Source organism: Roseivivax lentus, from assembly GCF_900156805.1.
Lineage (GTDB): Bacteria > Pseudomonadota > Alphaproteobacteria > Rhodobacterales > Rhodobacteraceae > Roseivivax > Roseivivax lentus.
This window is the reverse complement of record NZ_FTOQ01000012.1, coordinates 36615-60468: the sequence shown is the minus strand read 5'-3', so window position 1 is coordinate 60468 and position 23854 is coordinate 36615. Positions and strand designations below refer to the sequence as shown.

General features: G+C 66.0%; 23 protein-coding genes. 9 read left to right on the top strand and 14 right to left on the bottom strand.

What is annotated here, in order from left to right; all coding sequences use genetic code 11:
- Window positions 1-248 precede the first annotated feature (248 nt).
- The 6 genes from BW990_RS16020 (at window position 249) to BW990_RS15995 (ending at window position 6021) form a co-directional block, all read left to right on the top strand.
- On the top strand, window positions 249-1223 hold the full coding sequence (locus BW990_RS16020) for an ABC transporter ATP-binding protein (RefSeq protein WP_076449566.1): 975 nt from the start codon (window positions 249-251) through the stop codon (window positions 1221-1223).
- Window positions 1224-1277: 54 nt separating this feature from the next.
- Window positions 1278-2558, top strand: coding sequence for an ABC transporter substrate-binding protein (locus BW990_RS16015; RefSeq protein WP_076449563.1), 1281 nt, complete (start codon window positions 1278-1280; stop codon window positions 2556-2558).
- Window positions 2559-2670: 112 nt separating this feature from the next.
- On the top strand, window positions 2671-3525 hold the full coding sequence (locus BW990_RS16010; protein ID WP_076449561.1) for an ABC transporter permease: 855 nt from the start codon (window positions 2671-2673) through the stop codon (window positions 3523-3525).
- Between the two features lies 1 nt (window position 3526).
- Window positions 3527-4363 carry an ABC transporter permease gene (locus BW990_RS16005; protein ID WP_076449558.1) on the top strand — a complete coding sequence of 279 codons (837 nt, stop codon included), beginning with the start codon at window positions 3527-3529 and terminating at the stop codon, window positions 4361-4363.
- On the top strand, window positions 4360-5025 hold the full coding sequence (locus BW990_RS16000) for an aspartate/glutamate racemase family protein (RefSeq protein WP_076449556.1): 666 nt from the start codon (window positions 4360-4362) through the stop codon (window positions 5023-5025). Before BW990_RS16005 ends, BW990_RS16000 begins: the two co-directional genes overlap by 4 nt.
- A 156-nt stretch (window positions 5026-5181) precedes the next feature.
- On the top strand, window positions 5182-6021 hold the full coding sequence (locus BW990_RS15995; RefSeq protein ID WP_076449553.1) for a bifunctional allantoicase/(S)-ureidoglycine aminohydrolase: 840 nt from the start codon (window positions 5182-5184) through the stop codon (window positions 6019-6021).
- 124 nt (window positions 6022-6145) lie between these two features.
- Here BW990_RS15995 and BW990_RS15990 read toward each other — a convergent pair whose 3' ends face one another.
- Genes BW990_RS15990 through puuE form a run of 3 tightly spaced genes read right to left on the bottom strand, consistent with a single transcriptional unit; the run spans window position 6146 to window position 9519 of the window.
- A complete protein-coding gene (locus tag BW990_RS15990; RefSeq protein ID WP_076449551.1) occupies window positions 6146-7570 on the bottom strand; it encodes a uracil-xanthine permease family protein in 1425 nt (474 codons plus the stop codon).
- Window positions 7571-7594: 24 nt separating this feature from the next.
- Window positions 7595-8110, bottom strand: a complete 516-nt coding sequence (locus BW990_RS15985) for an ureidoglycolate lyase (protein WP_076449549.1) — start codon at window positions 8108-8110, stop codon at window positions 7595-7597.
- On the bottom strand, window positions 8107-9519 hold the full coding sequence (puuE, locus tag BW990_RS15980; protein ID WP_076449547.1) for an allantoinase PuuE: 1413 nt from the start codon (window positions 9517-9519) through the stop codon (window positions 8107-8109). The genes BW990_RS15985 and puuE overlap by 4 nt, the downstream gene beginning before the upstream one ends.
- Before the next feature lie 144 nt (window positions 9520-9663).
- Between puuE and uraH the strand changes: the two genes are divergently transcribed.
- The gene (gene uraH, locus BW990_RS15975; protein ID WP_076449546.1) at window positions 9664-10017 is read left to right on the top strand and encodes a hydroxyisourate hydrolase; all 354 of its coding nucleotides are present in this window, start codon (window positions 9664-9666) and stop codon (window positions 10015-10017) included.
- On the opposite strand, the gene BW990_RS15970 is transcribed toward uraH, so the two are convergent.
- Window positions 10002-10934: a LysR family transcriptional regulator gene (locus BW990_RS15970; protein WP_076449544.1), complete on the bottom strand. Its 933-nt coding sequence runs from the start codon at window positions 10932-10934 to the stop codon at window positions 10002-10004. The genes uraH and BW990_RS15970 overlap by 16 nt on opposite strands.
- Before the next feature lie 101 nt (window positions 10935-11035).
- On the opposite strand from BW990_RS15970, the gene BW990_RS15965 reads away from it, so the two are divergent.
- Window positions 11036-12274, top strand: a complete 1239-nt coding sequence (locus tag BW990_RS15965) for a urate hydroxylase PuuD (RefSeq protein WP_076449542.1) — start codon at window positions 11036-11038, stop codon at window positions 12272-12274.
- Window positions 12275-12349: 75 nt separating this feature from the next.
- Here the strand turns inward: BW990_RS15965 and BW990_RS15960 are convergent, their stop codons facing one another.
- The 6 genes from BW990_RS15960 to hmgA form a co-directional block, all read right to left on the bottom strand.
- On the bottom strand, window positions 12350-13552 hold the full coding sequence (locus BW990_RS15960) for an aminopeptidase P family protein (RefSeq protein WP_076449540.1): 1203 nt from the start codon (window positions 13550-13552) through the stop codon (window positions 12350-12352).
- A 229-nt stretch (window positions 13553-13781) separates the two neighbouring features.
- Window positions 13782-13976: a DUF2783 domain-containing protein gene (locus BW990_RS15955; RefSeq protein WP_076449538.1), complete on the bottom strand. Its 195-nt coding sequence runs from the start codon at window positions 13974-13976 to the stop codon at window positions 13782-13784.
- Window positions 13973-15583, bottom strand: a complete 1611-nt coding sequence (locus BW990_RS15950) for an FAD-dependent oxidoreductase (RefSeq protein ID WP_076449536.1) — start codon at window positions 15581-15583, stop codon at window positions 13973-13975. Before BW990_RS15950 ends, BW990_RS15955 begins: the two co-directional genes overlap by 4 nt.
- Window positions 15584-15621: 38 nt before the next feature.
- A complete protein-coding gene (locus tag BW990_RS15945; RefSeq protein WP_076449534.1) occupies window positions 15622-16572 on the bottom strand; it encodes an MBL fold metallo-hydrolase in 951 nt (316 codons plus the stop codon).
- Complete coding sequence (fahA, locus tag BW990_RS15940; RefSeq protein WP_076449532.1) at window positions 16569-17813, bottom strand: fumarylacetoacetase; 1245 nt, start codon at window positions 17811-17813, stop codon at window positions 16569-16571. The genes BW990_RS15945 and fahA overlap by 4 nt, the downstream gene beginning before the upstream one ends.
- A complete protein-coding gene (gene hmgA, locus BW990_RS15935; protein ID WP_143526250.1) occupies window positions 17810-19102 on the bottom strand; it encodes a homogentisate 1,2-dioxygenase in 1293 nt (430 codons plus the stop codon). Before hmgA ends, fahA begins: the two co-directional genes overlap by 4 nt.
- 149 nt (window positions 19103-19251) lie before the next feature.
- Here hmgA and BW990_RS15930 point away from each other — a divergent pair, with 149 nt between their 5' ends.
- Window positions 19252-19707 (top strand): MarR family winged helix-turn-helix transcriptional regulator, encoded by a 456-nt coding sequence (locus BW990_RS15930; protein WP_076449530.1) that lies wholly within the window; start codon window positions 19252-19254, stop codon window positions 19705-19707.
- Between the two features lie 56 nt (window positions 19708-19763).
- Here the strand turns inward: BW990_RS15930 and BW990_RS15925 are convergent, their stop codons facing one another.
- Genes BW990_RS15925 through BW990_RS15910 form a run of 4 tightly spaced genes read right to left on the bottom strand, consistent with a single transcriptional unit; the run spans window position 19764 to window position 23842 of the window.
- The gene (locus BW990_RS15925) at window positions 19764-20465 is read right to left on the bottom strand and encodes a ThuA domain-containing protein (protein ID WP_076449528.1); all 702 of its coding nucleotides are present in this window, start codon (window positions 20463-20465) and stop codon (window positions 19764-19766) included.
- Window positions 20462-21328, bottom strand: coding sequence for an NAD(P)-dependent oxidoreductase (locus BW990_RS15920; protein WP_076449526.1), 867 nt, complete (start codon window positions 21326-21328; stop codon window positions 20462-20464). The genes BW990_RS15925 and BW990_RS15920 overlap by 4 nt, the downstream gene beginning before the upstream one ends.
- Window position 21329: 1 nt before the next feature.
- On the bottom strand, window positions 21330-22844 hold the full coding sequence (locus BW990_RS15915; protein ID WP_076449524.1) for a sugar ABC transporter ATP-binding protein: 1515 nt from the start codon (window positions 22842-22844) through the stop codon (window positions 21330-21332).
- Window positions 22841-23842 (bottom strand): ABC transporter permease, encoded by a 1002-nt coding sequence (locus BW990_RS15910; RefSeq protein ID WP_076449523.1) that lies wholly within the window; start codon window positions 23840-23842, stop codon window positions 22841-22843. Before BW990_RS15910 ends, BW990_RS15915 begins: the two co-directional genes overlap by 4 nt.
- Window positions 23843-23854: the final 12 nt, after the last annotated feature.

The following is a 23854-nucleotide window of genomic DNA, read 5'->3' as shown; positions in this document are numbered from 1 at the left end:
GCCGTCCGACCCTTCTTCTGCCCGCCGCCCGTTATTTCGATTCGCGGCGCGCGGGACAAGAGCGGAGGGCGGCGCGAGGTCTGCAGGCCGAATTGTATACATTACTGCACTTTATTTAGTGCACATCCTTGTGCAGAATGCGGAAAATTTAAGCCGAGGCGATTTTGCGCCCGCCGCCATGACGCATTTTCGTGACGCCGGGGCGTCGGCGGTGCTGACTTTGGGTCAACAAGCGACACGGGGGCTTCATGCGCGGCGGCTTTGACCTTGAATTGGTGCGCTTGACCAAGCGCTACGGCGAGACGGTCGCGGTGCGCGACATAAACCACGTTTTCGCACCGGGCAGCTATGTCTGCCTGCTCGGGCCGTCGGGCTGCGGCAAGTCCTCCACCCTGCGGATGATCGCGGGCCACGAGGAGGTCAGCGAAGGGTCGATCCTGCTCGACGGGCATGACGTGTCGTTCCTGCCGCCCGCGCAGCGCGGCACGGCGATGATGTTCCAGAACTACGCGCTGTTTCCGCATCTGTCGGTGCGCGACAACGTGGCCTTCTCGCTGCGCATGAAGGGGGTCGACAAGGCCAGCCGGCACGCCCGCGCGAACGAATTGCTGGCGCTGGTGGACATGACGCATCTGGCCGACCGGCTGCCCGCGCAATTGTCCGGCGGACAGCAGCAGCGCGTGGCGCTCGCGCGCGCGCTTGTGACCGAGCCCAAGGTGCTGCTGCTCGACGAGCCGCTTTCGGCCCTCGATCCCTTCCTGCGCATCCGCATGCGCGCCGAGTTGAAGAAGCTGCAGCGCGAGCTGGGCATCACCTTCATCCACGTGACCCACGGTCAGGACGAGGCGCTGGCACTGGCCGACGAGATCGTCGTGATGAACGACGCGGTGATCGAACAGGCCGGCCCCGCGCGCGAGGTCTGGGCCACGCCCCGCACCGAGTTCGTCGCGCGCTTCATCGGCGGGCACAACGTCATCAGCCTGCCCGGCGGCAAGGCGACGGTGCGCGCCGACGCGGTGCAGCTGGGACAGGACGGTCTGCCCGCGACGATCACCGCCGTCGAGTACCAGGGCGCGTCAGTGGCGGTCACCACGCGCACCGAAAGCGGCGACGACGTGCTGGCGCTCCTGCCCGAAGAGGCGTTCTTCGCCGCACCGAAATCGCCCGGCGACGCGGTCCGGCTGAGCTGGGACGACAGCCGCCTGCACCGCCTCGAGGCCTGACCGGCCGCACATTCCCAAAAACCCCGAAGACCCAACAGAGAGAGGACCAAGACGATGACGAAACTCGCGAAACCCAAGGCCGGCTACACCCGCCGCGCGCTTCTCAGAACCGGCGGCGCGGCGCTCGCGGCCTCCGCCCTGCCCGCCCCGATGCTCTGGGCGCAGGACACCAAGGACATCGTGCTGCGCCAGTTCGGCACCGGGGTGTCGAACCTCAACGACGTGGCGAACAAGGTGAAGGAAGACCTCGGCTTCACGCTCGAGATGACCGCCCTCGACAGCGACAGCGTGACCCAGCGCGCCGCCACCCAGCCCGACAGCTTCGACATCGCCGATATCGAATACTGGATCTGCAAGAAGGTCTGGCCGACGGGCAACCTGCAGGCGATGGATACCTCGCGGATCGCCAATTACGACAAGATCGTCGGCATCTTCCGGGACGGCAAGCTGACGCCCGAGAGCGAGATCGCCCAGGGCACCGCGCCCCACACCGTGGGCTTCGTCGACGGCCCCGGCGGCACCACCTTCGCCGACAGCGAGACCGGCTGGATGACGCTGATCCCGACGATCTACAACGCCGACACGCTGGGCATCCGCCCCGACCTGATCGGCCGCCCGATCCGCAACTGGTCGGAGCTTCTGAACCCCGAATTCCAGGGCAAGGCCTCGATCCTCGACATCTCGTCGATCGGCATCATGGACATGGCGATGGTCTGCGAATCGATGGGCGAGATCACCTATGGCGACAAGGGCAACATGACCCGCGAAGAGATCGACCAGACCATGGCGATCTTCACCGAAGCCAAGCGCAACGGCCAGTTCCGCGCCTTCTGGAAGACCTTCGACGAGAGCGTGAACCTGATGGCCTCGGGCGAGGTGGTGATCCAGTCGATGTGGTCGCCCGCGATCACCGCGGTCAAGTCCCGCGGCATCCCCTGCGTCTACCAGCCGCTCGAGGAAGGCTATCGCAGCTGGGGCGGCGGCATCGGCCTGTCGAACTCGCTGTCGGGCATGGAGCTCGATGCGGCCTACGATTACATCAACTGGTATCTTTCGGGCTGGGTCGGCGGCTACCTGATGCGCCAAGGTTATTACTCGGCCGTTCCGGAGACCTCGAAGGCGTTCATGAGCGAGAACGAGTGGGGCTACTGGTTCGAGGGCAAGGAAGCCACCGACGTCATCACCTCGCCCGGCGGCGACGCGCTGGCCCAGGCGGGCGACGTGCGCGACGGCGGCTCGTTCTACGACCGCATGGGCGCTGTCGCCTGCTGGAACGCGGTGATGGACGAGAACCAGTACATGGTCCGCAAGTGGAACGAGTTCATCGCGGCCTGATCCCGGCATTGCCGAACACGTGGCGCCGCAAGGCGTCCGTCCGGGGGGCGTGCTGTCCCCCGGTGCCCCTCCCGCGCAGACCGACGGCAAGAAACAGAAGGGCCGCGCCCATATGAGCACGAACCGCCACGTCCTGGGCTGGCTGCAGGCCGCGCCGCTGGCCGCGATCCTGCTGGCCTTCCTGATCGCGCCTATCGTCATGATCGTGATCGTCAGCTTCTGGGGGGCCACGGAGTTCTCGATCTACCCGGCCTTCCAGTTCGACAATTACGAGTTCCTGTTCGGCTCCCCGGTCACCTACCGGGTGTTCCTCGCCACCTTCAAATACGCGCTGATCACCTGGGCGCTGACGCTCGTGATTGGCTTCACGGTGGCCTATTTCCTGGCCTTCCACGTGCGCAGCCTGACGATGCAGGTGGCGCTGTTCCTGATCTGCACGATCCCGTTCTGGACTTCGAACATCATCCGCATGATCTCGTGGATCCCGTTTCTCGGGCGCAACGGCATCGCCAACCAGACGCTGATCTCCTGGGGGGTGATCGACGAGCCGCTGGAATGGCTGCTCTATTCGGACTTCTCGGTGCTTCTCGCCTTCGTGCATCTCTACACGCTGTTCATGGTGGTGCCGATCTTCAACACCATGATGCGGATCGACAAATCGCTGCTGGAGGCGGCCCGCGACGCCGGCGCGTCGGGGTTTCAGACGCTGGTGCACATCATCATTCCGCTCACCAAGCCCGGCATCATGATCGGCACGATCTTCGTGGTGACGCTGGTGATGGGCGATTTCATCACCGTGCGGTTCATGTCCGGATCGCAGCGCGCCAATGTGGGCCGGCTGATCTCGAACGATATCGGGCTGCTGCAATATCCCTCCGCCGCGGCCACCGCCGTCGTGCTTCTCTGCACGGTGCTGATCGTGATCGCCATCCTCCTGCGCTTCGTCAACATCCGAAAGGAGCTGTGACATGGACCGCCGCCCCCGTTCCTTCTACGTGCTTGCGGCCTTCTTCGGGCTCTTCGTCCTGTTCCTCTACGGGCCGATCCTGACCATCGGCATCCTGAGCTTCCAGGGCCCGCAAGGCGGCCTGACCTTCCCGATGAACGGCGTCTCGCTCTACTGGTTCCGCGACCTGTTCGAGGAGCAGGCGGTGGGCGATATCTGGGGCGCGTTCCGGCGCAGCTTCGCCCTCGGGCTGATCGTCATGGTCATCACGGTCGTGGTGTCGGTGATGGCGGGGCTTGCCTTCCGCAAGCGCTTCGCCGGGTCGGCCATTTTGTTCTACGCCGCGATCACGTCGCTGGTGATCCCGTCGATCCTCGTGTCGCTGGGGGTCGGGCTGATCTTCAACCAGCTCGGGCTGAAGGTGCATTGGGCTAGCTCCGGCCTCGGATCGCAGCTGACCTGGACCCTGCCCTTCGGCCTGCTGATCATGTTCGCGGTCTTCAACCGCTTCGACAAGAGCTACGAGGAGGCCGCCCGCGACCAGGGCGCGACCTCGTGGCAGACCATCCGCTACGTGGTGCTGCCGATCATCGCGCCCTCGCTGATCGGGGTGGCGCTGTTCGGCTTCACGCTGAGCTATGACGAGTTCGCCCGCACGCTCCTGACCGCCGGCAGCTACAACACCCTGCCGCTGGAGATCTTCGGCATGACCACCAACGTCACCACCCCGGTGATCTACGCGCTCGGCACGCTGACGACGCTGTTTTCCTTCGCCATCATCGCGGTCTTCCTGCTGGCCGTGTGGATCATGGGCAAGCGCCGGGCGCGTCTGGGCTCGGATGCGGGGCAAGGCGTATGAAACTCGTCTACATCAACCCCAATTCCACCGTCTCGATGACCGAGGGCATCGTCGCGAGCGCGCGCGCGGCCCTTCCCGGCGCCGAGATCGCGGGGCTGACCAATGCACGCGGCCCCGCGGCGATCCAGGGCAAGGCGGATGGCGAGGCATCGGTGCCGGGCCTCCTGAAGCTTTTGCCGGTGGCCCGTGCGCAAGGGGCCGACGCCATCGTCATCGCCTGTTTCGACGACACCGGCCTTGCCGAGGCGCGGGCGCAGGCGGGCTGTCCGGTTCTCGGCATCGGTCAGGCGAGCTACGTGATGGCGCAGCTTCTCGGCCTGCGCTTCTCGGTCATCACGTCGCTGCCGGTCTCGATCCCGGTGATCGAGGAAAACCTGCGCGATCAGGGCTATACGGCGCTGTGCGCCTCGGTGCGGGCCAGCGGCCTGCCCGTCCTGACCATCGACGAAGGCGCGCCCGGAACCATCGACCGCATCGCGGCGGAAATCGACGCCGCGGCCCGCGAGGATGCGGCCGCTTGCGCGATCCTCGGGTGCGCGGGCATGGCGCCGCTGAAAGCCCGCCTGTCGGCGCGGACCGGCGTGCCCCTGATCGACGGCGTCGCCGCCTCGGCCTGCCTCGCCGGGGCGGTCGTGGCGAGCGGCGCCTCGGCGACGGGCTGACGCCGCGCCCAGCCACAGGCCCGCCACCTTCCGGCATTTCCGACAAAACCCGCGCCATTCTTCGTGAAAGCCGAAAGGTGCTGTCGGGAAGTGGCGGGTGGTCACCCGCCCGGACGGGAGCGTATCATCGCCGGGTTTGTCACCTTTGGAGCCGTTATGACCGCACGATATTTTGCACCGACAGGCGGCCACCCGCCGCAGGAGCAGCTTCTGACCGGACGGGCAGTCTTCACCGACGCCTATGCGGTGATCCCGCGCGGCACGATGCAGGACATCGTCACGAGCTTCCTGCCGTTCTGGGACCGCACGCGTCTCTGGGTGCTGTCGCGCCCGCTCAGCGGCTTCGCCGAGACGTTTTCGCAATACATCATGGAGGTGTCGCCCGGCGGCGGCTCCACCCGCCCCGAAACCGACCCCGGCGCGCAGGGCGTGCTGTTCGTCGTGGAGGGCACCGGACGCCTCGGCATCGGCGACGCGACCCATGCGCTGCGTCCGGGCAGCTATGTCTACCTGCCCGCAGGAACCGCGTGGCACCTGACCAATGACGGCGACGCGGCCCTGCGCTTTCACTGGATCCGCAAGGCCTACAGCCCCGTCGAGGGGCTGCCCCGGCCGGAGGTCATCGTCACCAACGAACAGGACGTGGCGCCGACGCCGATGGCCGGAACCGATGGCAAATGGGCCACGACGCGCTTCGTCGATCCCGCGGACATGCGCCACGACATGCATGTCACCATCGTCACCTTCGAGCCCGGCGCGGTGATCCCCTTCGCCGAAACCCACGTGATGGAGCACGGGCTCTATGTGCTCGAGGGCAAGGCGGTCTACCGGCTGAACCAGGATTGGGTCGAGGTCGAGGCGGGCGATTACATGTGGCTGCGCGCCTTCTGCCCGCAGGCCTGCTATGCCGGTGGGCCGGGCCGCTTCCGCTACCTGCTCTACAAGGACGTCAACCGGCACATGGCGTTGCGTCCGGCACTCGGGTCGGCTGGCTGACGCGGCCACGCGGACCTGCGATACAGAACGAAAAAGCAGCCGCAAGCGGCTGCTTTTTTTTGCTTCTCAGGTTGTGTGATCGGCCAATCGGACGGCGCCCGGTCCGGGCGCCGTCCCGCTTGGGTCAGGCCTGGCCGTCCTTCACGAGCGCGCCCTTGGCATGGCCGGACATGCCGCCCGAAACCTCCTCGGTCGCCTCGTCCGAAAGCTGCGCGGGCAGCACGAGGTTCAGCACGATGGCGATCAGCGCCGCCGGCAGGATGCCCGAGGTGGCCAGCACCTTGGCCGTGGCCGGCAGGTGCTGCAGCGCACCCGGCTCGAGCTGCAGGCCGAGGCCCAGCGACAGCGAGATGGCGAAGATCACCATGTTGCGGCGGTTCCAGACCACATCCGACAGCATCGAGACACCGGCGGCGACCACCATGCCGAACATGACGATGACACCGCCGCCCAGAACCTCGATCGGCACCGACGAGATGATGGCCCCGATCTTCGGCAGCAGGCCGCAGACGATCAGGAAGATCGCGCCGATGGTCACCACGGTGCGGCTCATGACGCCGGTCATGGCGATCAGGCCCACATTCTGGCTGAATGAGGTGTTGGGCAGCGCGCCGAAGAGACCCGAGATCGCCGTGCCGATGCCGTCGGCATAGGTCGCGCCCTGGATTTCCTTGTCGGTGGCCTCGCGCCCGGCGCCGCCCTTGGTGATGCCGGACACGTCGCCCACGGTCTCCACGGCGGAGACGAAGGACATCAGGCAGAAGCCGATGATCGCCGCCACGCTGAATTCCAACCCGAAATGCAGCGGGTTCGGCAGGGCGAAGGGGGCCGCGCGGCCGACATTGCCCAGATTGACCTCGCCCAGGGCGAAGGCGAAGGCATAGCCCGCCAGAAGGCCCACCAGCACCGCCGAGATCGAAAGCATGCCGCGGGTGAAGAACTTCAGCCCCAGCGTGACGAGGATCACCACGAGCGCCATCGACCAGTTCAGCAGCGAGCCGTATTCCGGCGTACCGATGGCCGGAACGCCCCCGGCGGCGTATTGAATGCCGACCTTGACGAGCGCGAGGCCGATCATCGTCACCACGAGGCCCGTCACCAGCGGCGGCAACGCAAAGCGCAGGCGGCCGATGAAGAGCCCGAGACAGGCATGGAACAGGCCGCCCACGAGGATGCCGCCCATCAGCACGGCGATGGCGTCGACCCCCTTGCCCGCCACCAGCGGGATCATGATCGGGATGAAGGCGAAGGATGTGCCCTGCACGATCGGCAGCCGCGCGCCCACCGGACCGATGCCGATGGTCTGGAACAGCGTCGCGATGCCCGCGAAGAACATCGACATCTGGATCATGTAGATCATCTGCGGAAAATCCGGGCTGTTCGAGCCGAAGCCGAAGCCCGCCGCGCCGCAGACGATGATCGCGGGCGTGACGTTCGAAACGAACATCGCCAGCACGTGCTGGATGCCGAGGGGCACCGCCTTGTGAAGCGGCGGTGTGTAATTCGGATCGCGCAGCTGCGCGGGTGTCCCGATCGATGTGTCGGCCATGGTGGGCCCTCCCTTGTTGCGTGACTAGGCCTGCATCGTGCCGGCCCGGTCCTCCCCCGGTTCAACGTGATAGGGCGCGTCGAACCAATGCTCCTCCAGGTTCGGAGTGTCTCCGATCCGGTCCACCACCGCGAAAAGCCCCGGCGCATGGAGCGGCGTGAGAACGCCGTGCCACGTGCCGCGGTAGAAATTGATGCCCTGCCCGGGCGCCGTGACGAAGGCCCGCGGGCTGCCCGGGCGGCCGTTCTCGTCAGGCGCCACGACGACGAGGAACGGATGCTCCGTCATCGGCAGGAAAGCCTGGCTGCCCTCGGGGTGCCGCTCGACCATGGCGACCTCGACGGGCCACTCCACGATGGCGCTTTCGAAAAGGCTGATGCCCGCCCGGCCCCCGGCCCCGAAATCGAGCGCCGCGAGATCGTGAAAACGCCCGCAGCGTCCCCGGTTGATGATCTTGTCCGGCGTCCCCCGGACCTCCAGCACATCGCCGAAGGGCGCGAAGGCCTCTGCCGTCAGCGCGTCTGCGATGAGCCGGGTCATGACGCGAGCTTGTCCTGCAGGCGCAGCGCCGCGATCCGTTCGACCTGGCGGCAGGCCTCGGCGAATTCCGTGGCGCGGTCGTTCTGCAGGCGGCGCTCGAAGGCGGCCATGATCGAGGCCTTGGTGTTGTCCCGCACCGCGATGATGAAGGGAAAACCGAAGGTCGCGGTATAGGCGTCGTTCAGCTCGGTGAAGCGCGCGCGCTCCGCATCGGTCAGCGCATCGAGCCCGACGGAGGCCTGTTCGGCGGTCGATTCGACGGTCAGGCGTTTGGCCTCGGCAAGCTTGCCCGCGAGGTCCGGATGCGCCTTCAGCACGTCGAGGCGCTGTGCCTCGCTGGCCGTGCGGAACACCCGCGCCAGCGCCGCATGAACCCCGGCCGCACTGTCGTGGGTCGGGCCCAGCTCCAGCGCATGCGCGGCCTCGGCGATCCAGGGCGAATGCTCGAAGATGCCGCCGAATTCCGCGACGAAGGTGTCGCGGTCCATCTCGGACGGACGCGCGCGCGGGCTCGGCGGATGCTCGGCGGTCCAATGTTCGGCGATCTGCAGGCGCGTGGCGAACCAGACATCGGGATGGCTGCGGAAATGCTCCAGCGCGCGGCGCAGCGCCGCGATCCGGCTCGGCCGTCCGATCAGGCGGCAATGCAGGCCGATGGACAAGACCTTCGGTGCGCCCTCCACACCCTCGGCATAAAGCGTATCGAAGGCATCGCGCAGCATCGTCTCGAACTGGTCGCCCGCGGTGAACCCCGCCTGGATCGCGAAGCGCATGTCGTTGCAATCCATCGTGTAGGGCACGATCAGCTGATCCTTGCCCCCGGCCTTGATCCAATAGGGCAGATCGTCGGCGTAACTGTCGGCGATATAGGCGAAATCCCCCTCGGCGGCGGTAAGGTCCACGGTGTTCATCGAACAGCGCCCGGTATACCAGCCGCGCGGCGCGCTACCCGTCACCTCGGTATGCAGCCGGATCGCCTCGCGGATCTGGGCCCGCTCCTCCTCGGGGCTCATGTCCTTGTGCTCGATCCATTTCAGCCCGTGGCTGGCGATCTCCCAGCCCGAGGCCTGCATCGCGGCGACCTGCTCGGGTGCGCGGGCGAGCGCCGTGGCGACGCCGTAGACGGTGATGGGGGTGTCGCCCAACAGGCGATGCACCCGCCAGAAGCCCGCCCGCGCGCCGTACTCATAAAGCGACTCCATGTTCCAGTGCCGCTGACCCGGCCAGGGTGCGGCGCCGGTGATCTCGGACAGGAAGGCTTCGGACGCGGCATCGCCGTGCAGCACGTTGTTCTCGCCGCCCTCTTCGTAGTTCAGCACGATCTGCACGGCGATCTTGGCACCGTTCGGCCAGTTGGCAGCGGGCGGCACCGGGCCGTGGCCGGTCATGTCCCGGGGATAGCGCATCATGGATGGACACCTCTCGATTTCGTTCCTCTGTAGAGCAAAACAATCCTCCTGTTTCTCAAAATAAATTTGAAGGTGTCTTCGGCGCCGCACGCTTTCGCCGCGCGCCCGTGCCGGTATAACAGGCAAAACTCAGGAGGGACCGTGATGTCCGGCTATCTTACCACCCATGTGCTCGATACCGCGCGCGGCTGTCCCGCCGAGGGGCTAACGATCGAGCTTTTCCGCATCGAGGGCGAGACGCGCCGCCTGCTGACCACGCTCGTCACCAACAGCGACGGGCGCACCGATAGGCAGATCCTGCCTGCGGAGCAGTTCGAGACCGGCACCTATGAGCTGGTCTTCCATGCTGGCGCCTATCTGGACGCCGCCGGGGTTCCCGCCGAAAGCCCGCGCTTTCTCGACGTGATCCCGCTGCGCTTCGGCATGTCGGAGCCGTCGCATTACCACGTGCCGCTTCTCTTGTCGCCGTTCGGCTATTCCACCTATCGCGGCAGCTGACCGCGCTTTTCGGCGTCGCGGACGATGGCGCTGATCCGATCGATCATGAATTCCATGAAAAGCCGCGTCTTCGGATCCTGCCGCCGGCGATGGGTGAACAGGCAGGCCATCTGGATGGGTTCGGGCGGAGTGTTCTCGGCCACCGGCACGAGGCGGCCCGCCTCGAGATGCTCCGAGATCTCGAAGATCGGTTTCAGCGCGATGCCGTGCCCGGCAAGCGCCCAATCGGTCAGCACGTCGCCGTCGTCGGATTCGTAGCGCCCCGCGACCCGGAAGCGCTTCGGCCCGTCCTCGGTCATCAGCCGCCACTGGAACTCGGTCGCGCCGGGAAAGCGCAGGTTCAGGCATTCGTGCCCGCCCGAGACCAGATCGTCGCCCCCCGCGGGACTGCCGCGCGCCGCGATATAATCGGGGGACGCGCAGAGGACGCGGGCGACATCGGCGATCTTGCGGATGCGCAGGTTGCTGTCCTCGGGCTGGCCCAGGAAGAAGGCGAGATCGAGCCCCTCGGTGGTCAGGTCCACCTTGCGGTCCGAGAGGCGCAGACGGACGGTCACCTGCGGATAGAGCTTCAGAAATTCCGGCACCTGCGGCGCAAGCAGCCGCCGTCCGACCCCCAATGGCGCCGCCACATACAGCGTGCCCTTGGGGTTCTCGGTGATGTTGACGACCTGCGCCTCGGCATTCTCGACCGATTCGAGGATTTCGCACGCCCCCGCATAGAACGCCTTGCCCTGTTCGGTGGGCGTCAGGCTGCGCGTGGTGCGCTGGAACAGCCGCACGCTGAGATGATCCTCGAGCTGGGAGATCCGCGACGAGGTCACCGCCGGAGAGATCCGCAGATCGCGCCCGGCAGCGGACATGCTGCCCAATTCGTAGACGCGCACGAAGGTCCTGATGTTGTCGAGATAGGACATTGTTCGGAAATTTTTGATGCTGCTTGGCTTTGGACAGCGATACCAGAAGAATTGCAAAGCGCCTAGTCTGGCGACGCACTGATATCTGGGAAGGCCCTGCCATGTATGACTTCATCGCGATCTGGGACTGGATCGGCTTCTCGGTCCGCTGGCTGCACGTGATCACCGCCATGGCCTGGATCGGCGCGTCCTTCTACTTCATCGCGCTCGACCTGATGCTGCAACCGAATGCGGCCCTGCCCGACGGCGCCTCCGGCGAGGAATGGGAGGTGCATGGCGGCGGGTTCTACCACACGGTGAAATACATGGTGGCACCCGCGCGGATGCCCGAGCACCTGACCTGGCACAAATGGCAAAGCTATTCGACCTGGCTGTCGGGCGCCGCGCTTCTGATGATCATCTACTGGGTCGGCGGGGAGCTTTACCTGCTCGACCCGTCGAAGGTCGACCTCGCGCTCTGGCAGGGCATCCTGATCTCGGCAGGCTCGCTGACCATCGGCTGGCTGGCCTATGACGCGATGTGCAAATCCTCGCTCAGCGACCAGCCCACGCTGCTCATGCTACTCTTGTTCGTCATCCTCGTGGTGATGTCCTGGGGGTATCACCAGATCTTCACCGGACGCGCCGCGCTTCTGCATCTCGGCGCCTTCACCGCGACGATCATGACCGCCAACGTGTTTTTCCAGATCATGCCGAACCAGCGGATCGTGGTGGCCGATCTCAAGGCGGGGCGGACGCCGGATGCCAAGTACGGCAAGATCGCCAAGGTCCGGTCGACGCATAATAACTACCTGACGCTGCCGGTGGTCTTCCTGATGCTGTCGAACCATTATCCGCTGGCTTTCGCCACCGAATATGCCTGGATCATCGCCAGCCTGATCTTCCTGACCGGCGTCACCATCCGCCATTACTTCAACACCATGCACAAGACCGGCAAGGGGCCGCACTGGACCTGGGCTGTGACCGTCCTCCTGATGGTGCTGATCGCGTGGCTCTCGGTCGCGCCGATGACCAACGCCCCCTACGAGGAGGCCGCGGCCCGCCCGCTGACCCCCTACGAGGAGCACTTCGCCTCCGCCGAGGGGTTCGACGCGGCCTACAGCGCGGTTCTCGGCAATTGCTCGATGTGCCACGCGCGGGAGCCCTCCTGGGCGGGCATCCGCTGGGCCCCGAAGAACGTGCTTCTGGAGACCGAAGGTGATGTCGCCCGCCATGCGGAGCAGATCTACCTGCAGGCGGGTCTGAGCCACGCCATGCCGCCGCCCAATGCGATCCAGATGGACGATGCGGCGCGGGCCGATATCGTGGCCTGGGTCCGCGCGGCGCGCGCTTCGGACTGATCCCGGTCCAAGCCCGGGCATCAATCCGGCGAAGTCAGGCGCGCGGCCCGCATTCCGGGCCGCGCGCGGTTTTCTTCAGCCGACCACGTTGAAATCGGGGCCGTAGGGATAGCCCGTGATGTTCTCGTTGCCGTCCTCGGTGATGATGAGGATGTCATGCTCGCGGTAGCCGCCGGCCCCGGGCTGTCCTTCGGGGATCGTCAGCATCGGCTCCATCGAGATCACCATGCCCGGCTCCAGCACCGTGTCGATATCCTCTCGCAGCTCGAGCCCCGCCTCGCGCCCGTAATAATGCGACAGCACGCCGAAGGAATGGCCGTAGCCGAAGGTGCGGTATTGCAGCAGGTCGCGCTCGGCGAAGAAGACGTTGATCTTCTCGGTCACCTCGGCGCAGGTCGCACCGGGCGTCAGCAGGGACATGCCGTATTCATGGGCCGCGACGTTGGACTCCCAGATCCGGCGCGAGGCGTCGTCCACCTCGCCGACGAACATCGTGCGTTCGAGCGCGGTGTAATATCCCGAGATCATCGGGAAGGTGTTCAGGCTCAGGATATCCCCGCGCTCCAGCACCCGGGCGGTGACGGGGTTATGCGCGCCGTCGGTGTTGATGCCCGACTGGAACCAGACCCAGCTGTCGCGGTATTCGGCCTGCGGAAAGCGCTTGGCGATCTCCAGCTCCATCGCGTCCCGGCCGGCCATGGCGACGTCGATCTCGCGTACGCCCGCCTTCACCGCGTCCCGAATGGCGTAGCCGCCCACATCGGCGACCTCGGCCCCGTGGCGAATGAGCGCGATCTCGGCGGGGGATTTGTGCATCCGCTGGCGCATCGTGGCGGGCGCGATATCGACGCTGCGCGACGGCGCGAGGAACGTCTCCAGAAGCGCCTTCTGCGCGACCGAGATGTGGTCGGCCTCAAAGCCGATTGCCTTGCCCTCGCCGGTCACCGACCGGATCGCGCGCCAGTAATTGTTCCGCTGCCAGTCGGTATAGGTGATGCTGTCGCCATGGCTGCGCCGCCAGGGCTGCGCCGCGTCGATCCCGGCGCTGATGGTCACGCTTTCGTCGGCGGTCACGACAAGCCCGTAGGGCCGTCCGAAGGAACAATAGAGAAAGCCCGAGTAATAGGCGATGTTGTGCATGGAGGTGAACACGCAGGCATCCACGCCCTCGGCATCCATGCGCTGGCGCAGGCCGGACAGCCGCGCGTCGTATTCGGCGGCATCGAACGGCAGGACGCGGTCGCCCTGGTGGAAACGATATAATTCGGGACGGTCCATGGAACGGCTCCTTCCTGGGCCGCCTCGGGCGCGAAGGGATCGGTCTCTCCCTTCACCGCGAGGCGGAAAAGCAAGATCCCGGCGTTCAGGATGGGTGAGCGGGCATCCGCGATCTTCGCGGCGGCGACGCCATCGCCCGGCCCTGCTCCGCACATGCCCGAAATCGCGGATTCGGGCAAGCACCTGTTGGCGCGCTTTCGCGCCGAATGACTTCCGGCGGCGGGTCCGGTCAGCCAGTATCGTCCCGCACCAAGTGCAGCGCCTCGCGCAGGACCTCGATATCGCCGATATGGTTGATGAGCGTCAGGATCAGCCGGGCATTGAGCGCGTCGCTTTCCGCCTTCGACAAACCTTCATGCGCCGACAGCAGCAATTCGTAAGCCGCGTCGGGATCCGCGACGTTGCGGGTGGTGATCAGCGTCATGGCGTGGCCTCCCTGCCCATGGCGCGGTCGCGCGCGTTTGTGATCTCTGCAGGCGTGGCCTCGAGCCAGCGCGCGACGACGTGCTGGTCGGGGCGGATGAGGTAAAGGCCGCGCGGCGCATCTCCAAGATAGCGCTCCGCGATGTCGGCGCCTGGCGCTGCGACCGAGACGACCCGCAGGTCCGGCAACTCCGGTGCATCGCATCCCAGGGCCAGCAGGACGAAGTCGTTGCCCAGCCGGTCGAGCAGGAACCCGTTCCCGAGTGCCGCGTCGGGAGCCGGTGCGCCCGGACGGGTGACGCGCGGGCCACCCTCAAGGGCATCGGCGGTATTCAGACCGGATCCGTCATAGACGCAAGGTTGCGACAGGCGCCCCGAATTGACGAAGGGCCGGGCGAAATCGTGGTGCCGCGACAGCTGCAGCACCGCATCGCGGAATAGGCGGCTCTGCTCGGATTTTGGGATGATGAAATCGGTCGAGCGGGTCGAGTTGAGGATGTTCTCGTCCGAGGCGGCGCCGCGTTCGGCATCGTAGCTGTCGAGCAGCGTCTCGGGCGCCTCCCCCTGCATCACCGCCGCGAGCTTCCAGCACAGGTTGTCGGCATCCTGCAGCCCGCCATTGGCCCCGCGCGCGCCGAAGGGCGAGACCTGATGCGCGCTGTCGCCCACGAACAGCACGCGGCCCTGCCGGAACGACGCCATGCGGCGGCATTGAAAGGTGTAGATCGAGGTCCAGACGAGCTCGTATTCCACGCCCGCACCCAGCATCGCGTCGATCCGTGCGCGGATGCGGTCCTCCTGCAGCTCGGTCTCGCGGTCGACGTCCCAGCCAATCTGGAAGTCGATCCGCCAGATATCGTCGGGCTGTTTGTGCAAAAGCGCCGAGGCGCCCGCGTCGCGGAAGGGCGGATCGAACCAGAACCAGCGCTCGGTCGGGAAATCGGCTTTCATGCGCACATCGGCGATCAGGAAACTGTCCCGGAAAACCTTGCCCGTGAAACCCAGCCCCAGCGCCTTGCGCGTGGGCGATCCCGCCCCGTCACAGGCCAGCACCCAATCGGCGGTGATCGCATAGGCGCCCTCGGGCGTAGCGACCTCCAGCCGGGCGCCGTCCTCTGCGGGTTCCAGCGCCGCGACCCGGTTCTTGCCGCGGATCTCGATGGGCGCGCCTGCGTCCTGCGCCGCGCGGATCCGGTCCACCAGATGCTTCTCGAAATAGGGCTGCTGGAGGTTGATGAAGGCGGGGCGCCGGTGTCCGCCCTCGGCCAGAAGGTTGAATTCGAACACTTTCTCTTCGCCGTGGAAGACCTTGCCGAGGTTCCAGACCACGCCTTTCTCGACCATCGGATCGCCGCAGCCGAGCCGGTCGCAAATCTCCAGCGTCCGCTTGGCGAAACAGATCGCCCGGCTGCCTTCGCCCACGCCTTCGTGGTCATCGAGCACCAGCGCCGGGATTCCCTTCAGCCCCAGATCGAGTGCGGCGGCCATGCCCACCGGCCCGCCGCCGATGATGACGACGGGGTGATGCACCGCGCCCCTCGCATCCTGATCGGCGCTGCGTGCATAGGGATAAAGCCTGTGCGCCAGCGCGTAGCGGTCATCCAGCATCGTCGTTCTCCTCCCGGCCATCCAGGGCGGCCATGCGCCTATTTCTGCAAAGCGGCCCACATTTCCTTGTCGCGCGCGGCGGTCCAGATCCGGGGCGTGTCGATGCCCTGGGCCTCGTCGAAGGCGCGGGCGACGTTGAAGGGCAGGCAATGTTCGTAGATCGCGTAATCGCCGAATTTCGGATCGCAGACCGCGCGCACATGGGCCATGGCGTCCTGCAGCGTGCCGCCGCGCGCGGCCACGCGGCGCACCGCGTCGTAGGTCGAGGTCACGAAATCGGCGGTATTGTCGAGCGCGGCATCGACCATCTTCCGCCCCACCAGCGCGTCGCCGCGCCCCGGCGCGATCGCGTCGAGCTCGAAGGCCCGGATCCGGTCGAGCGTCGCGGGCCAGTCCCGGTAATGCCCGTCGCCGCAATAACAGGCCGAGTGGTATTCGACGATATCGCCAGTGAACATCACGTTCGCATCGGGCACGTGCACGACGATATCGCCCGCCGTATGCGCCCGGCCAAGCTTCATCAGGTCGACGCGGCGGCGGCCCAGATAGACCGACATGCGGTCGCTGAAGGTGGTGGTGGGCCAGGTCAGACCGGGGATGCTCTCATGGCCCTGAAAGAGCCGCGGGAAGCGGTCGAACTCGCTGTCCCAGTCTTCCTGTCCGCGCTCGGCCACCATCGCGCGGGCAGTGTCCGACATGATGATTTCGCGCGCCTTGTACGCCGAGGCGCCGAGGACGCGCACCGCGTGGTAATGCGTCAGAACGATATGGCTGATCGGCTTGTCGGTGACGCTGCGCACCTTCTCGATGACCTTTTCGGCCAATCTCGGCGTGGCCTGCGCCTCGATCACCATCACCGAGTCCTCGCCGATGATGACGCCGGAATTGGGATCGCCCTCGGCGGTGAAGGCCCAGAGCCCCGCGCCCACCTCGGTGAAGCTGATTTCCTTGTCCGTCATGTCGCCCGCGGATGCGAAGGATTTGCTCATGTGGTCTCCTTGAAAAAGTCTGGTGCGGGAAGGATCCGGCCGCTGCAGGCGCCGAAGCCCACACGGAAGCCATCGCCCTGCGCGTGCCCCCTGAGGGTGAGTGTATCGCCGTCCTCGATGAAGGCGCGCGTCTCGGCGCCGACCCGGATCGGGGTCTGCCCGCCCCAAGTCATTTCCAGCAGCGATCCGTAGCTGTCGGGCGCGGGCCCGGAAATCGTACCGGTGCCCAGAAGATCGCCCGTCCGCATCGCGCAGCCCGAAGAGGCGTGATGCGTCAGTTGCTGCGCGGGCGAATAGTAAAGCTCGCGCATGTTGGTGCGGCTGATCGTTTGGCCGTTCATCTCGACCGACAGCGCGATATCGTAGAGCCCGGGCGTGTCCTCGACGAGATAGCGCAGCAGCGGCACCTCGCGCTCCGGGCCTTCGGCGGCGAAGGGCGCGAGGGCGGCGGCGGTGACGATCCAAGGGCTGATCGAGGTGGCGAAGGCCTTGGCCTGGAACGGGCCCAGCGGCTGGTATTCCCAGGCCTGCAGATCCCGCGCCGACCAATCGTTCAGCAGCACGTAGCCGAAGATCATCGCGCGCGCCTCGGCCACGGTGACGGGCTGGCCCATCGTGCTGGGCGTGCCCACGATGGCGCCCATCTCGAGCTCGATATCGAGCCGCTGGGAGGGTCCGAAGCTTGGCGCCGCGGCCTCCTTCGCCTTGGTCTGACCCACGGGGCGCCGGATATCCGTGCCGGAGACGACGACGGTCGACGCCCGCCCGTTATAGCCGATGGGAATGTGCAACCAATTGGGTGGCAACGCGTTTTCCGGGCCGCGAAACATGGTGCCGACATTGATCGCATGCTGCTTGCCCGCGTAGAAATCGGTGTATTCCGCAACATCGAAGGGCAGATGCAGCGCGGCATCGGCCATCGGCACGAGCAGCGGCGCGACGGCCTCCCGCTCGGGCGATCCCTCGGCCAGCAGCGCGCCGATCCGCGCGCGGAAACCGGCCCAGACCTCGGGTCCGGCCGCCATCAGCGGGTTCCACTTTGCCGCCTGCACAAGGTCGCGCGTGCCGGTCAGACCGGCCGCTTCGGCGCGCGCGACATCGAGAATCCGGTCGCCGATGGCCACGCCGCAGCGGGGGGACAGCGCCTTGGTCGAAAACACGCCATAGGGCAGGTTGTTCAGCGGAAAGTCCGTCTCGGGATCGTTCGCGCCGGCCACCCAGCTTGGGCGCAATCGGGTCATTTCACCCCCGGCGTGCCGTCGAATTTCTTCTCAAGGCTCTCCCAGCAGTCGATGTAATCGTCCTGCAGCGGCGCTTCCTTCGCGGCAAAGCGGGTCAGGTGCTGGGGAAACCGCGTCTCGAACATGAAGGACATCGTGTTGTCGAGCTTTTCGGCCTTGAGATCGGCATTGCTGGCCCCCTCGAAGGCGGTCTTGTCGGGCCCGTGCGGCAGCATCATGTTGTGCAGGCTCATCCCGCCCGGGACGAAGCCCTGCGGTTTCGCGTCGTACTGGCCGTAGATGTTGCCCATCAGCTCGGACATGACGTTCTTGTGGTACCAGGGCGGGCGGAAGGTATTCTCCGCCACCATCCAGCGCTCGCGGAACAGCACGAAATCGATATTGGCGGTGCCTTCGACGCCCGAGGGCGCGGTCAGCACGGTGAAGATGCTGGGATCCGGGTGATCGAACAGCACCGCCCCCACCGGGCAATAGGTGCGCAGATCGTATTTGCAGGGCGCGTAATTGCCGTGCCAGGCCACCACGTCCAGCGGGCTGTGCCCGATCTCGGTCTCGTGGAACTGGCCGCACCACTTGATGGTGACGGTCGACCGCACGTCGCGGTCCTCATAGGCCGCGACCGGCGTCTTGAAGTCGCGCCGGTTCGCCATGCAATTCGCCCCGATCGGGCCGCGGCCCGGCAACTCGAACTTCTGGCCGTAATTCTCGCAGACAAAGCCGCGGGCCGGCCCGTCGAGAAGCTCGACCCGGTAGATCAGCCCGCGCGGCAGGATCGCGATCTCCTTGGGTTCGAGGTCGATCACCCCCAGCTCGGTGCAGAACCGCAGCCGGCCCTCCTGCGGGACCACCAGCAATTCGCTATCAGCGGAGTAGAAATAGCTGTCCTGCATGCTTTCGGTGACAAGGTAGATGTGGCTCGCCATACCGACCTGGATGTTGACGTCGCCAGCGGTTGTCATGGTCCGCATGCCCGTCAGCCAGGTCAGCGGCGCGTCGGAATGCGGCACCGGATCCCAGCGGCACTGGCCGAGGCTGACCACGTCCGGGTCCACATGCGGCGCGCTTTTCCAGTACGGCAGGTCGATCTTCCGGTAGCGGCCCGAATGCTTGACGCTGGGCCGGATGCGATAACACCACGTGCGTTCGTTCTGGTGGCTGGGCGCGGTGAAGGCGGTGCCCGACAGCTGCTCCCCGTAAAGGCCGTAATTCACCTTTTGCGGGCTGTTCATGCCCTGCGGCAGCGCGCCGGGCAGCGCCTCGGTCTCGAAATCGTTGCCGAAGCCCGGCATGTAGCGGCCTTCGGGCGCCAGCGGCGACGTGCCGTGCTGCAGCGTCCTGCCTTGGGCGTGCTCGTTCATCGGGCCCCCTCCTTGCTGTTGGTTGGCGCACAGAATAAAGTCTCATTTGTAACCAACAAGAGCAACTAATCCGGTCCGCCATGCCGCCCTTCATCCCGGAGAACTTCCTGCCCTACCTGCTCAACCAGGCAGCCGAGCAGACGAGCCTCGCCTTCTCGACGGTCTATCGCGACCGCTACAACATGCTGCGGACCGAGTGGCGCGTGCTCTTTCACCTCGGCCATTACGGCGACATGACCGCCAGCGACATCGCGCGGCTGTCGAAGATGCACAAGACGAAGATCAGTCGCGCGGTCAAGGCCTTGGAAGACAAGCGCTTCATCGCGAAGCGCGCGGCCTCGGAGGACCGGCGGCGCGACACGCTGAGCCTGCGTCCCGAAGGGCGGCGCGCCTTCGACGACCTCTGCGCCATCGCCGCGCGGCACAATGCGCGGCTGCTCGCGCCCTTTTCGCCGGGCGAACGGCTGATCCTGCTGGATTGCCTTCAGCGCCTGTCCGGTCTTGCGGACAGCGCGCCCGACTCGTCCCGTTTGTAACTATCCTGATTCACGCGCACCCACGCTGGCCGGTTGAGACCCGATGCGAGAACCGCTCAGCCGCGCGCGGCCCAGAGCGCCCCGCGGCGGATGATCTCGGTCACCTGCGGTGTCTTCAGGTCCGCCAGTTCGTGCCCGATGGAGCAATAGAACACCCGGCCCTTGTCCCAGCGGCGCGTCCAGACGACCGGGATCACCGTGCCCTCGATCCACCACAGATGCTCCCCCGAGAAGGTCGTCGTCGCCAGCACCTCGTTCGAGGGATCGACCAGCATGTAATACTGCTCCGATGTCAGGCGGAAACTGCCGATGCCCTCGACGATGGGATGCGCCGGACGGCAGATGGTCACGTCGTAATCGATGTAATCCTCGCGCGGCTGCAGGTTGTCGGGCCAGCCCGGCGGATGGGCCACGAACTGGCCGCCGATCAGGAAGTGATAGGTCGGCCGGTCGCGGAACGCGTCGCCCATGTGGCCATGCCAGCCGGCAAGGCCGACACCGCCCGCGATGAGCTGCAAAAGCCCGTCCTCCTGCGCCTTGGTCATGTTGCCGAACTCTTCGCGATGCCCCGACCGGGCCGAGGACCAGATCGGCGTGATGAGGTCCACATCGGCCATGTCCTCGGGCCGCTCCAGCGGCTCCAGCGTGTCGTGGATCACCACCTCGCAGCCATTGGCCTGCAGCAGGTCGCGATACCAATGGGCGAAGTCCATGGGGGCATGACCTTCCCAGCCACCGACGAACAAAGCCGCTTTCATGTCTTGTCCTCTCTGTTGAAGGCCAGCATCGCGGCCATGTCGCGGGGCCCGAAGCCCGCCGCTTCGGCCTGTTCCAGCCGCGCCAGCGTGACTGCGCCGGTGGGCATGGCGATGCCGGATTGCCGCGCGAGATCGAGCGCGAGGCCCATATCCTTGCGCGCAAGCGCGACGGTGAAGGTCACGTCCTGCCCGGCCTCGTCGAGATAGAGCGGGCGGCGATAGCGCAGCATGGGCGCGCAGGCGGCGGAGGCCTCGATCACGTCGAAGGCGCGGGCCGTCTCGATCCCGGCGGCCTCGGACAGGGTCATCGCCTCGGCGAAGGATTGGTTGATGCCGTGCAGCAGCGCGTTGACGGCAAGCTTCATCACCGCCCCCTGCCCCGGCGCACCGAGCGCAATGGTGGTCTTGCCCAGAGCCTCGAAGATCGGGCTCAGCCGCCCGGCCTCGTCCGCGTCGCAGCCTGCCATGATCGTCAGCGTGGCCTCCTGCGCGGCCTGCGTGGCGCCCGACACGGGTGCGTCGATCACCCGGACGCCCTCGGGCGCGCGCGCCCTTAGCCCGGCGATGTGATCGGGGCTCATCGTGCCCATCTCGAGAAAGGTCTGCGCCGATCCCGCGAAAAGACCCTCCGGCCCCTCATGCACCGCCGTCGAGGCGGCATCGTCGGCCAGCATCGTGATCACCACCTCCGCAGCGTTCGACAGCGCGGCGGGGGTTTCCGCCATCGCGCAGCCGATCTCGAGCGCAAGTTCGTGCGCCTTCGCGGCAGAGCGGTTCCAGAGCGTGACGTCATGGCCCGCCCGGGCGAGGTTGCGGGCCATATGCGCCCCCATCCGCCCAAGCCCGGCCACCCCGACGCGCATCTCAGGCGGCCTGACCGTCGCCTGAGAGGCCGGAGATGGCCTGGATCAGGTTGTCCTCGGTCACCTCCTCCGAGGTGAAGGTGCGCATGACGCGGCCGTTGAACATCGCCACGATGCGGTCCGCCACATGCAGCACTTCCGGCATCTCGGAGCTGATGACGATCACCGCGTAGCCCTGCGAGGCCAGCTCGCGCAGCAGGTTGTGGATCTCGGATTTGGAGCCCACGTCGATGCCCCGCGTCGGCTCGTCCACGATCAGCACGCTGGGATGCATCGACAGCCACTTGCCGATGACGATCTTCTGCTGGTTGCCGCCCGAAAGGTTGCCGACGGTCTGTTTCCAGCCCGGCGTGCGGATATCGAGCTTGTCGCGGTACTGATCGAAGATCGACACCTCGGCCCCCTCGGCCACGAACGGCCCGGCCTTCAGGTCATCGACCTGCGGCAGGGTCATGTTGTCCCGGCAATTCATGCCCAGAACCAGCCCCTGACCCTTGCGATCCTCGGGCACGAGGCTGATGCCCCGCGCGATGGCATCGGCGGGCGAATGGATGCGCACCTCCTGCCCGTCCATCAGGATCTTGCCCGCCGAGGGGTCGCGCAGGCCGAACAGCGTCTCGGCGATTTCCGTGCGGCCCGCACCCACGAGTCCGTAAAAGCCCAGCACCTCGCCGCGGCGCACCTCGAAATCGACGTCGCGATAGAGATCGCCGCAGCTCAGCCCCCGCACCTCGAGGGCGACATCGCCGACTTCGTGGGTCAGGGCGGATCGGCTGAGATCGAGCTTGCGGCCGATCATCAGTTGCGTGACCTCTTCCTCGTTGGTCTCGCGCGTGTTCAACGTGCCGCGATATTGCCCGTCGCGCAGGACGCTGATCCGGTCGGTGATCTTGAAGATCTCCTCCATCCGGTGGGAGATGTAGACGATACCGACGCCCTGCTTCTGCAGATCGGCGATGACCTCGAACAGCACCACCTTCTCGGCATCCGTGAGCGAGGCGGTCGGCTCGTCGAAGAACACGGCCTTCGCATCCACCGTCAGGGCGCGGGCGATCTCGACCATCTGCTGGTTGGCGATGGACAGGTCGCCGACCCGCGTCTTGGCGTTGAAGCTGACCTTCAGCTTTTCGAGGATCTTGTCGGTGCGGGCATAAAGCGTGTCCCAGTCGACAAGGCCGAACCGCTTCTTGGGCAGCTCGCCGAGATAGATGTTCTCGGCCACTGACAGCTCTTCCGCAAGGCTGAGTTCCTGGTGGATGAAGACGATGCCCTTGGCCTTCGCATCCAGCGGCGAATGCATGACCGTCGGCTTTTCACCCACGTAGATCGTGCCTTCATCGGGCTGGTAGATGCCGCCGAGCACCTTCATCGAGGTGGACTTCCCGGCGCCGTTTTCGCCCATCAGGGCATGGACTTCGCCCGGCATCACCGCAAAGGAAACGTTGTCGAGGGCACGCACTCCCGGGAAGGTCTTGACGATGCCTTCCAGACGCAGGGCGGGTTGTTGATCGGTCATACCTTCAACTCCTCTTTGCCTTTGATGTTCAGCTGCCGGTCGAGGAACAGCACCGCGATCAGGATGAGGCCGATCACCAGGTTCACGGTCTCCGTATCGGCCCCGATATGGCTCAGCCCCTTGCGCAGCAACTGAATCGCCAGCACGCCGCCGAAGGTCGAGATGATCGAGCCCGCGCCGCCGGTCAGCTTGGTGCCGCCGAGGACGACCGCGGTGATGACCCAAAGCTCGTAAAGCTCGCCGTCATTGGGGTTCACCGATCCGCTTTCGGAATAGAAGACCACCGCCGAGAGCGCGGCCAGAAAACCGATGATCATGAAGTTGATCATCATGTGCGGGCCGACGCGGATGCCCGCATTGACCGCCGCCTCGCGGTTGTCGCCGATGGCATAGGCGTTGCGGCCATGCACGGTCTTGTTCATCAGGAACCAGATCGCGGCGGTCACCAGCAGCAGGAACCACGTCGCGGTGTGCAGCCCGAGGAACTGCGCCTCGGCGAAATCCACCAGCGTCCAGTTGAGATGGCTCGTGGGCTGCTCGCCGTTATACATGAAGACCAGACCGCGATAGCCGAGCATCGCGCCCAGCGTCACGATGAAGGCGTCGACGCCGGTTTTCCACACGATGAGACCGTTGAGCGCGCCAAGCGCCGTGCCCACGGCCAGCGCCAGCAGCCACGCGATCGGGATCGCCCCGTCGCCGAGCGCGCCGAAGATCGGCCAGGTCATGCTGTCGAGCAGGATGATGGCGCTGATGGCGTAGATCGCGCCCACCGACAGGTCGATATTGCCGTTGATCATGACGATGGTCATGCCCATGGCGATGATGCCGATCGGGGCCGATTGCTTGAGCAGCAAGAGCATGTTGTCGAGGTCCATGAAGGCGTTGTCCGACAGCGACATGAACTCGCCCGCGATGGAGAAGAAGATCAGCTCGAGCACGATGAAGCCCCAGATGGCCCCGCGCTTGAGGAAGGTGGATAGCGTTCCGGGTTGCATGTTCTTCCCTCC

What these genes read in the sequence shown, in the direction of transcription:
- BW990_RS15995 (WP_076449553.1), top strand. Translation starts at nt 5,182, where the DNA reads ATGACCGCACGATATTTTGCACCGACAGGCGGCCACCCGCCGCAGGAG.
- BW990_RS15930 (WP_076449530.1), top strand. Translation starts at nt 19,252, where the DNA reads ATGCCGCCCTTCATCCCGGAGAACTTCCTGCCCTACCTGCTCAACCAG.
- BW990_RS15965 (WP_076449542.1), top strand. Translation starts at nt 11,036, where the DNA reads ATGTATGACTTCATCGCGATCTGGGACTGGATCGGCTTCTCGGTCCGC.
- BW990_RS15985 (WP_076449549.1), bottom strand. Translation starts at nt 8,110, where the DNA reads ATGACCCGGCTCATCGCAGACGCGCTGACGGCAGAGGCCTTCGCGCCC.
- BW990_RS15915 (WP_076449524.1), bottom strand. Translation starts at nt 22,844, where the DNA reads ATGACCGATCAACAACCCGCCCTGCGTCTGGAAGGCATCGTCAAGACC.
- BW990_RS16015 (WP_076449563.1), top strand. Translation starts at nt 1,278, where the DNA reads ATGACGAAACTCGCGAAACCCAAGGCCGGCTACACCCGCCGCGCGCTT.
- puuE (WP_076449547.1), bottom strand. Translation starts at nt 9,519, where the DNA reads ATGATGCGCTATCCCCGGGACATGACCGGCCACGGCCCGGTGCCGCCC.
- BW990_RS15970 (WP_076449544.1), bottom strand. Translation starts at nt 10,934, where the DNA reads ATGTCCTATCTCGACAACATCAGGACCTTCGTGCGCGTCTACGAATTG.
- fahA (WP_076449532.1), bottom strand. Translation starts at nt 17,813, where the DNA reads ATGACCCGATTGCGCCCAAGCTGGGTGGCCGGCGCGAACGATCCCGAG.
- BW990_RS15950 (WP_076449536.1), bottom strand. Translation starts at nt 15,583, where the DNA reads ATGCTGGATGACCGCTACGCGCTGGCGCACAGGCTTTATCCCTATGCA.
- BW990_RS15955 (WP_076449538.1), bottom strand. Translation starts at nt 13,976, where the DNA reads ATGACGCTGATCACCACCCGCAACGTCGCGGATCCCGACGCGGCTTAC.
- hmgA (WP_143526250.1), bottom strand. Translation starts at nt 19,102, where the DNA reads ATGCCGGGCTTCGGCAACGATTTCGAGACCGAGGCGCTGCCCGGCGCG.
- BW990_RS16010 (WP_076449561.1), top strand. Translation starts at nt 2,671, where the DNA reads ATGAGCACGAACCGCCACGTCCTGGGCTGGCTGCAGGCCGCGCCGCTG.
- BW990_RS15925 (WP_076449528.1), bottom strand. Translation starts at nt 20,465, where the DNA reads ATGAAAGCGGCTTTGTTCGTCGGTGGCTGGGAAGGTCATGCCCCCATG.
- BW990_RS15910 (WP_076449523.1), bottom strand. Translation starts at nt 23,842, where the DNA reads ATGCAACCCGGAACGCTATCCACCTTCCTCAAGCGCGGGGCCATCTGG.
- uraH (WP_076449546.1), top strand. Translation starts at nt 9,664, where the DNA reads ATGTCCGGCTATCTTACCACCCATGTGCTCGATACCGCGCGCGGCTGT.
- BW990_RS15945 (WP_076449534.1), bottom strand. Translation starts at nt 16,572, where the DNA reads ATGAGCAAATCCTTCGCATCCGCGGGCGACATGACGGACAAGGAAATC.
- BW990_RS15960 (WP_076449540.1), bottom strand. Translation starts at nt 13,552, where the DNA reads ATGGACCGTCCCGAATTATATCGTTTCCACCAGGGCGACCGCGTCCTG.
- BW990_RS15920 (WP_076449526.1), bottom strand. Translation starts at nt 21,328, where the DNA reads ATGCGCGTCGGGGTGGCCGGGCTTGGGCGGATGGGGGCGCATATGGCC.
- BW990_RS16020 (WP_076449566.1), top strand. Translation starts at nt 249, where the DNA reads ATGCGCGGCGGCTTTGACCTTGAATTGGTGCGCTTGACCAAGCGCTAC.
- BW990_RS16005 (WP_076449558.1), top strand. Translation starts at nt 3,527, where the DNA reads ATGGACCGCCGCCCCCGTTCCTTCTACGTGCTTGCGGCCTTCTTCGGG.
- BW990_RS16000 (WP_076449556.1), top strand. Translation starts at nt 4,360, where the DNA reads ATGAAACTCGTCTACATCAACCCCAATTCCACCGTCTCGATGACCGAG.
- BW990_RS15990 (WP_076449551.1), bottom strand. Translation starts at nt 7,570, where the DNA reads ATGGCCGACACATCGATCGGGACACCCGCGCAGCTGCGCGATCCGAAT.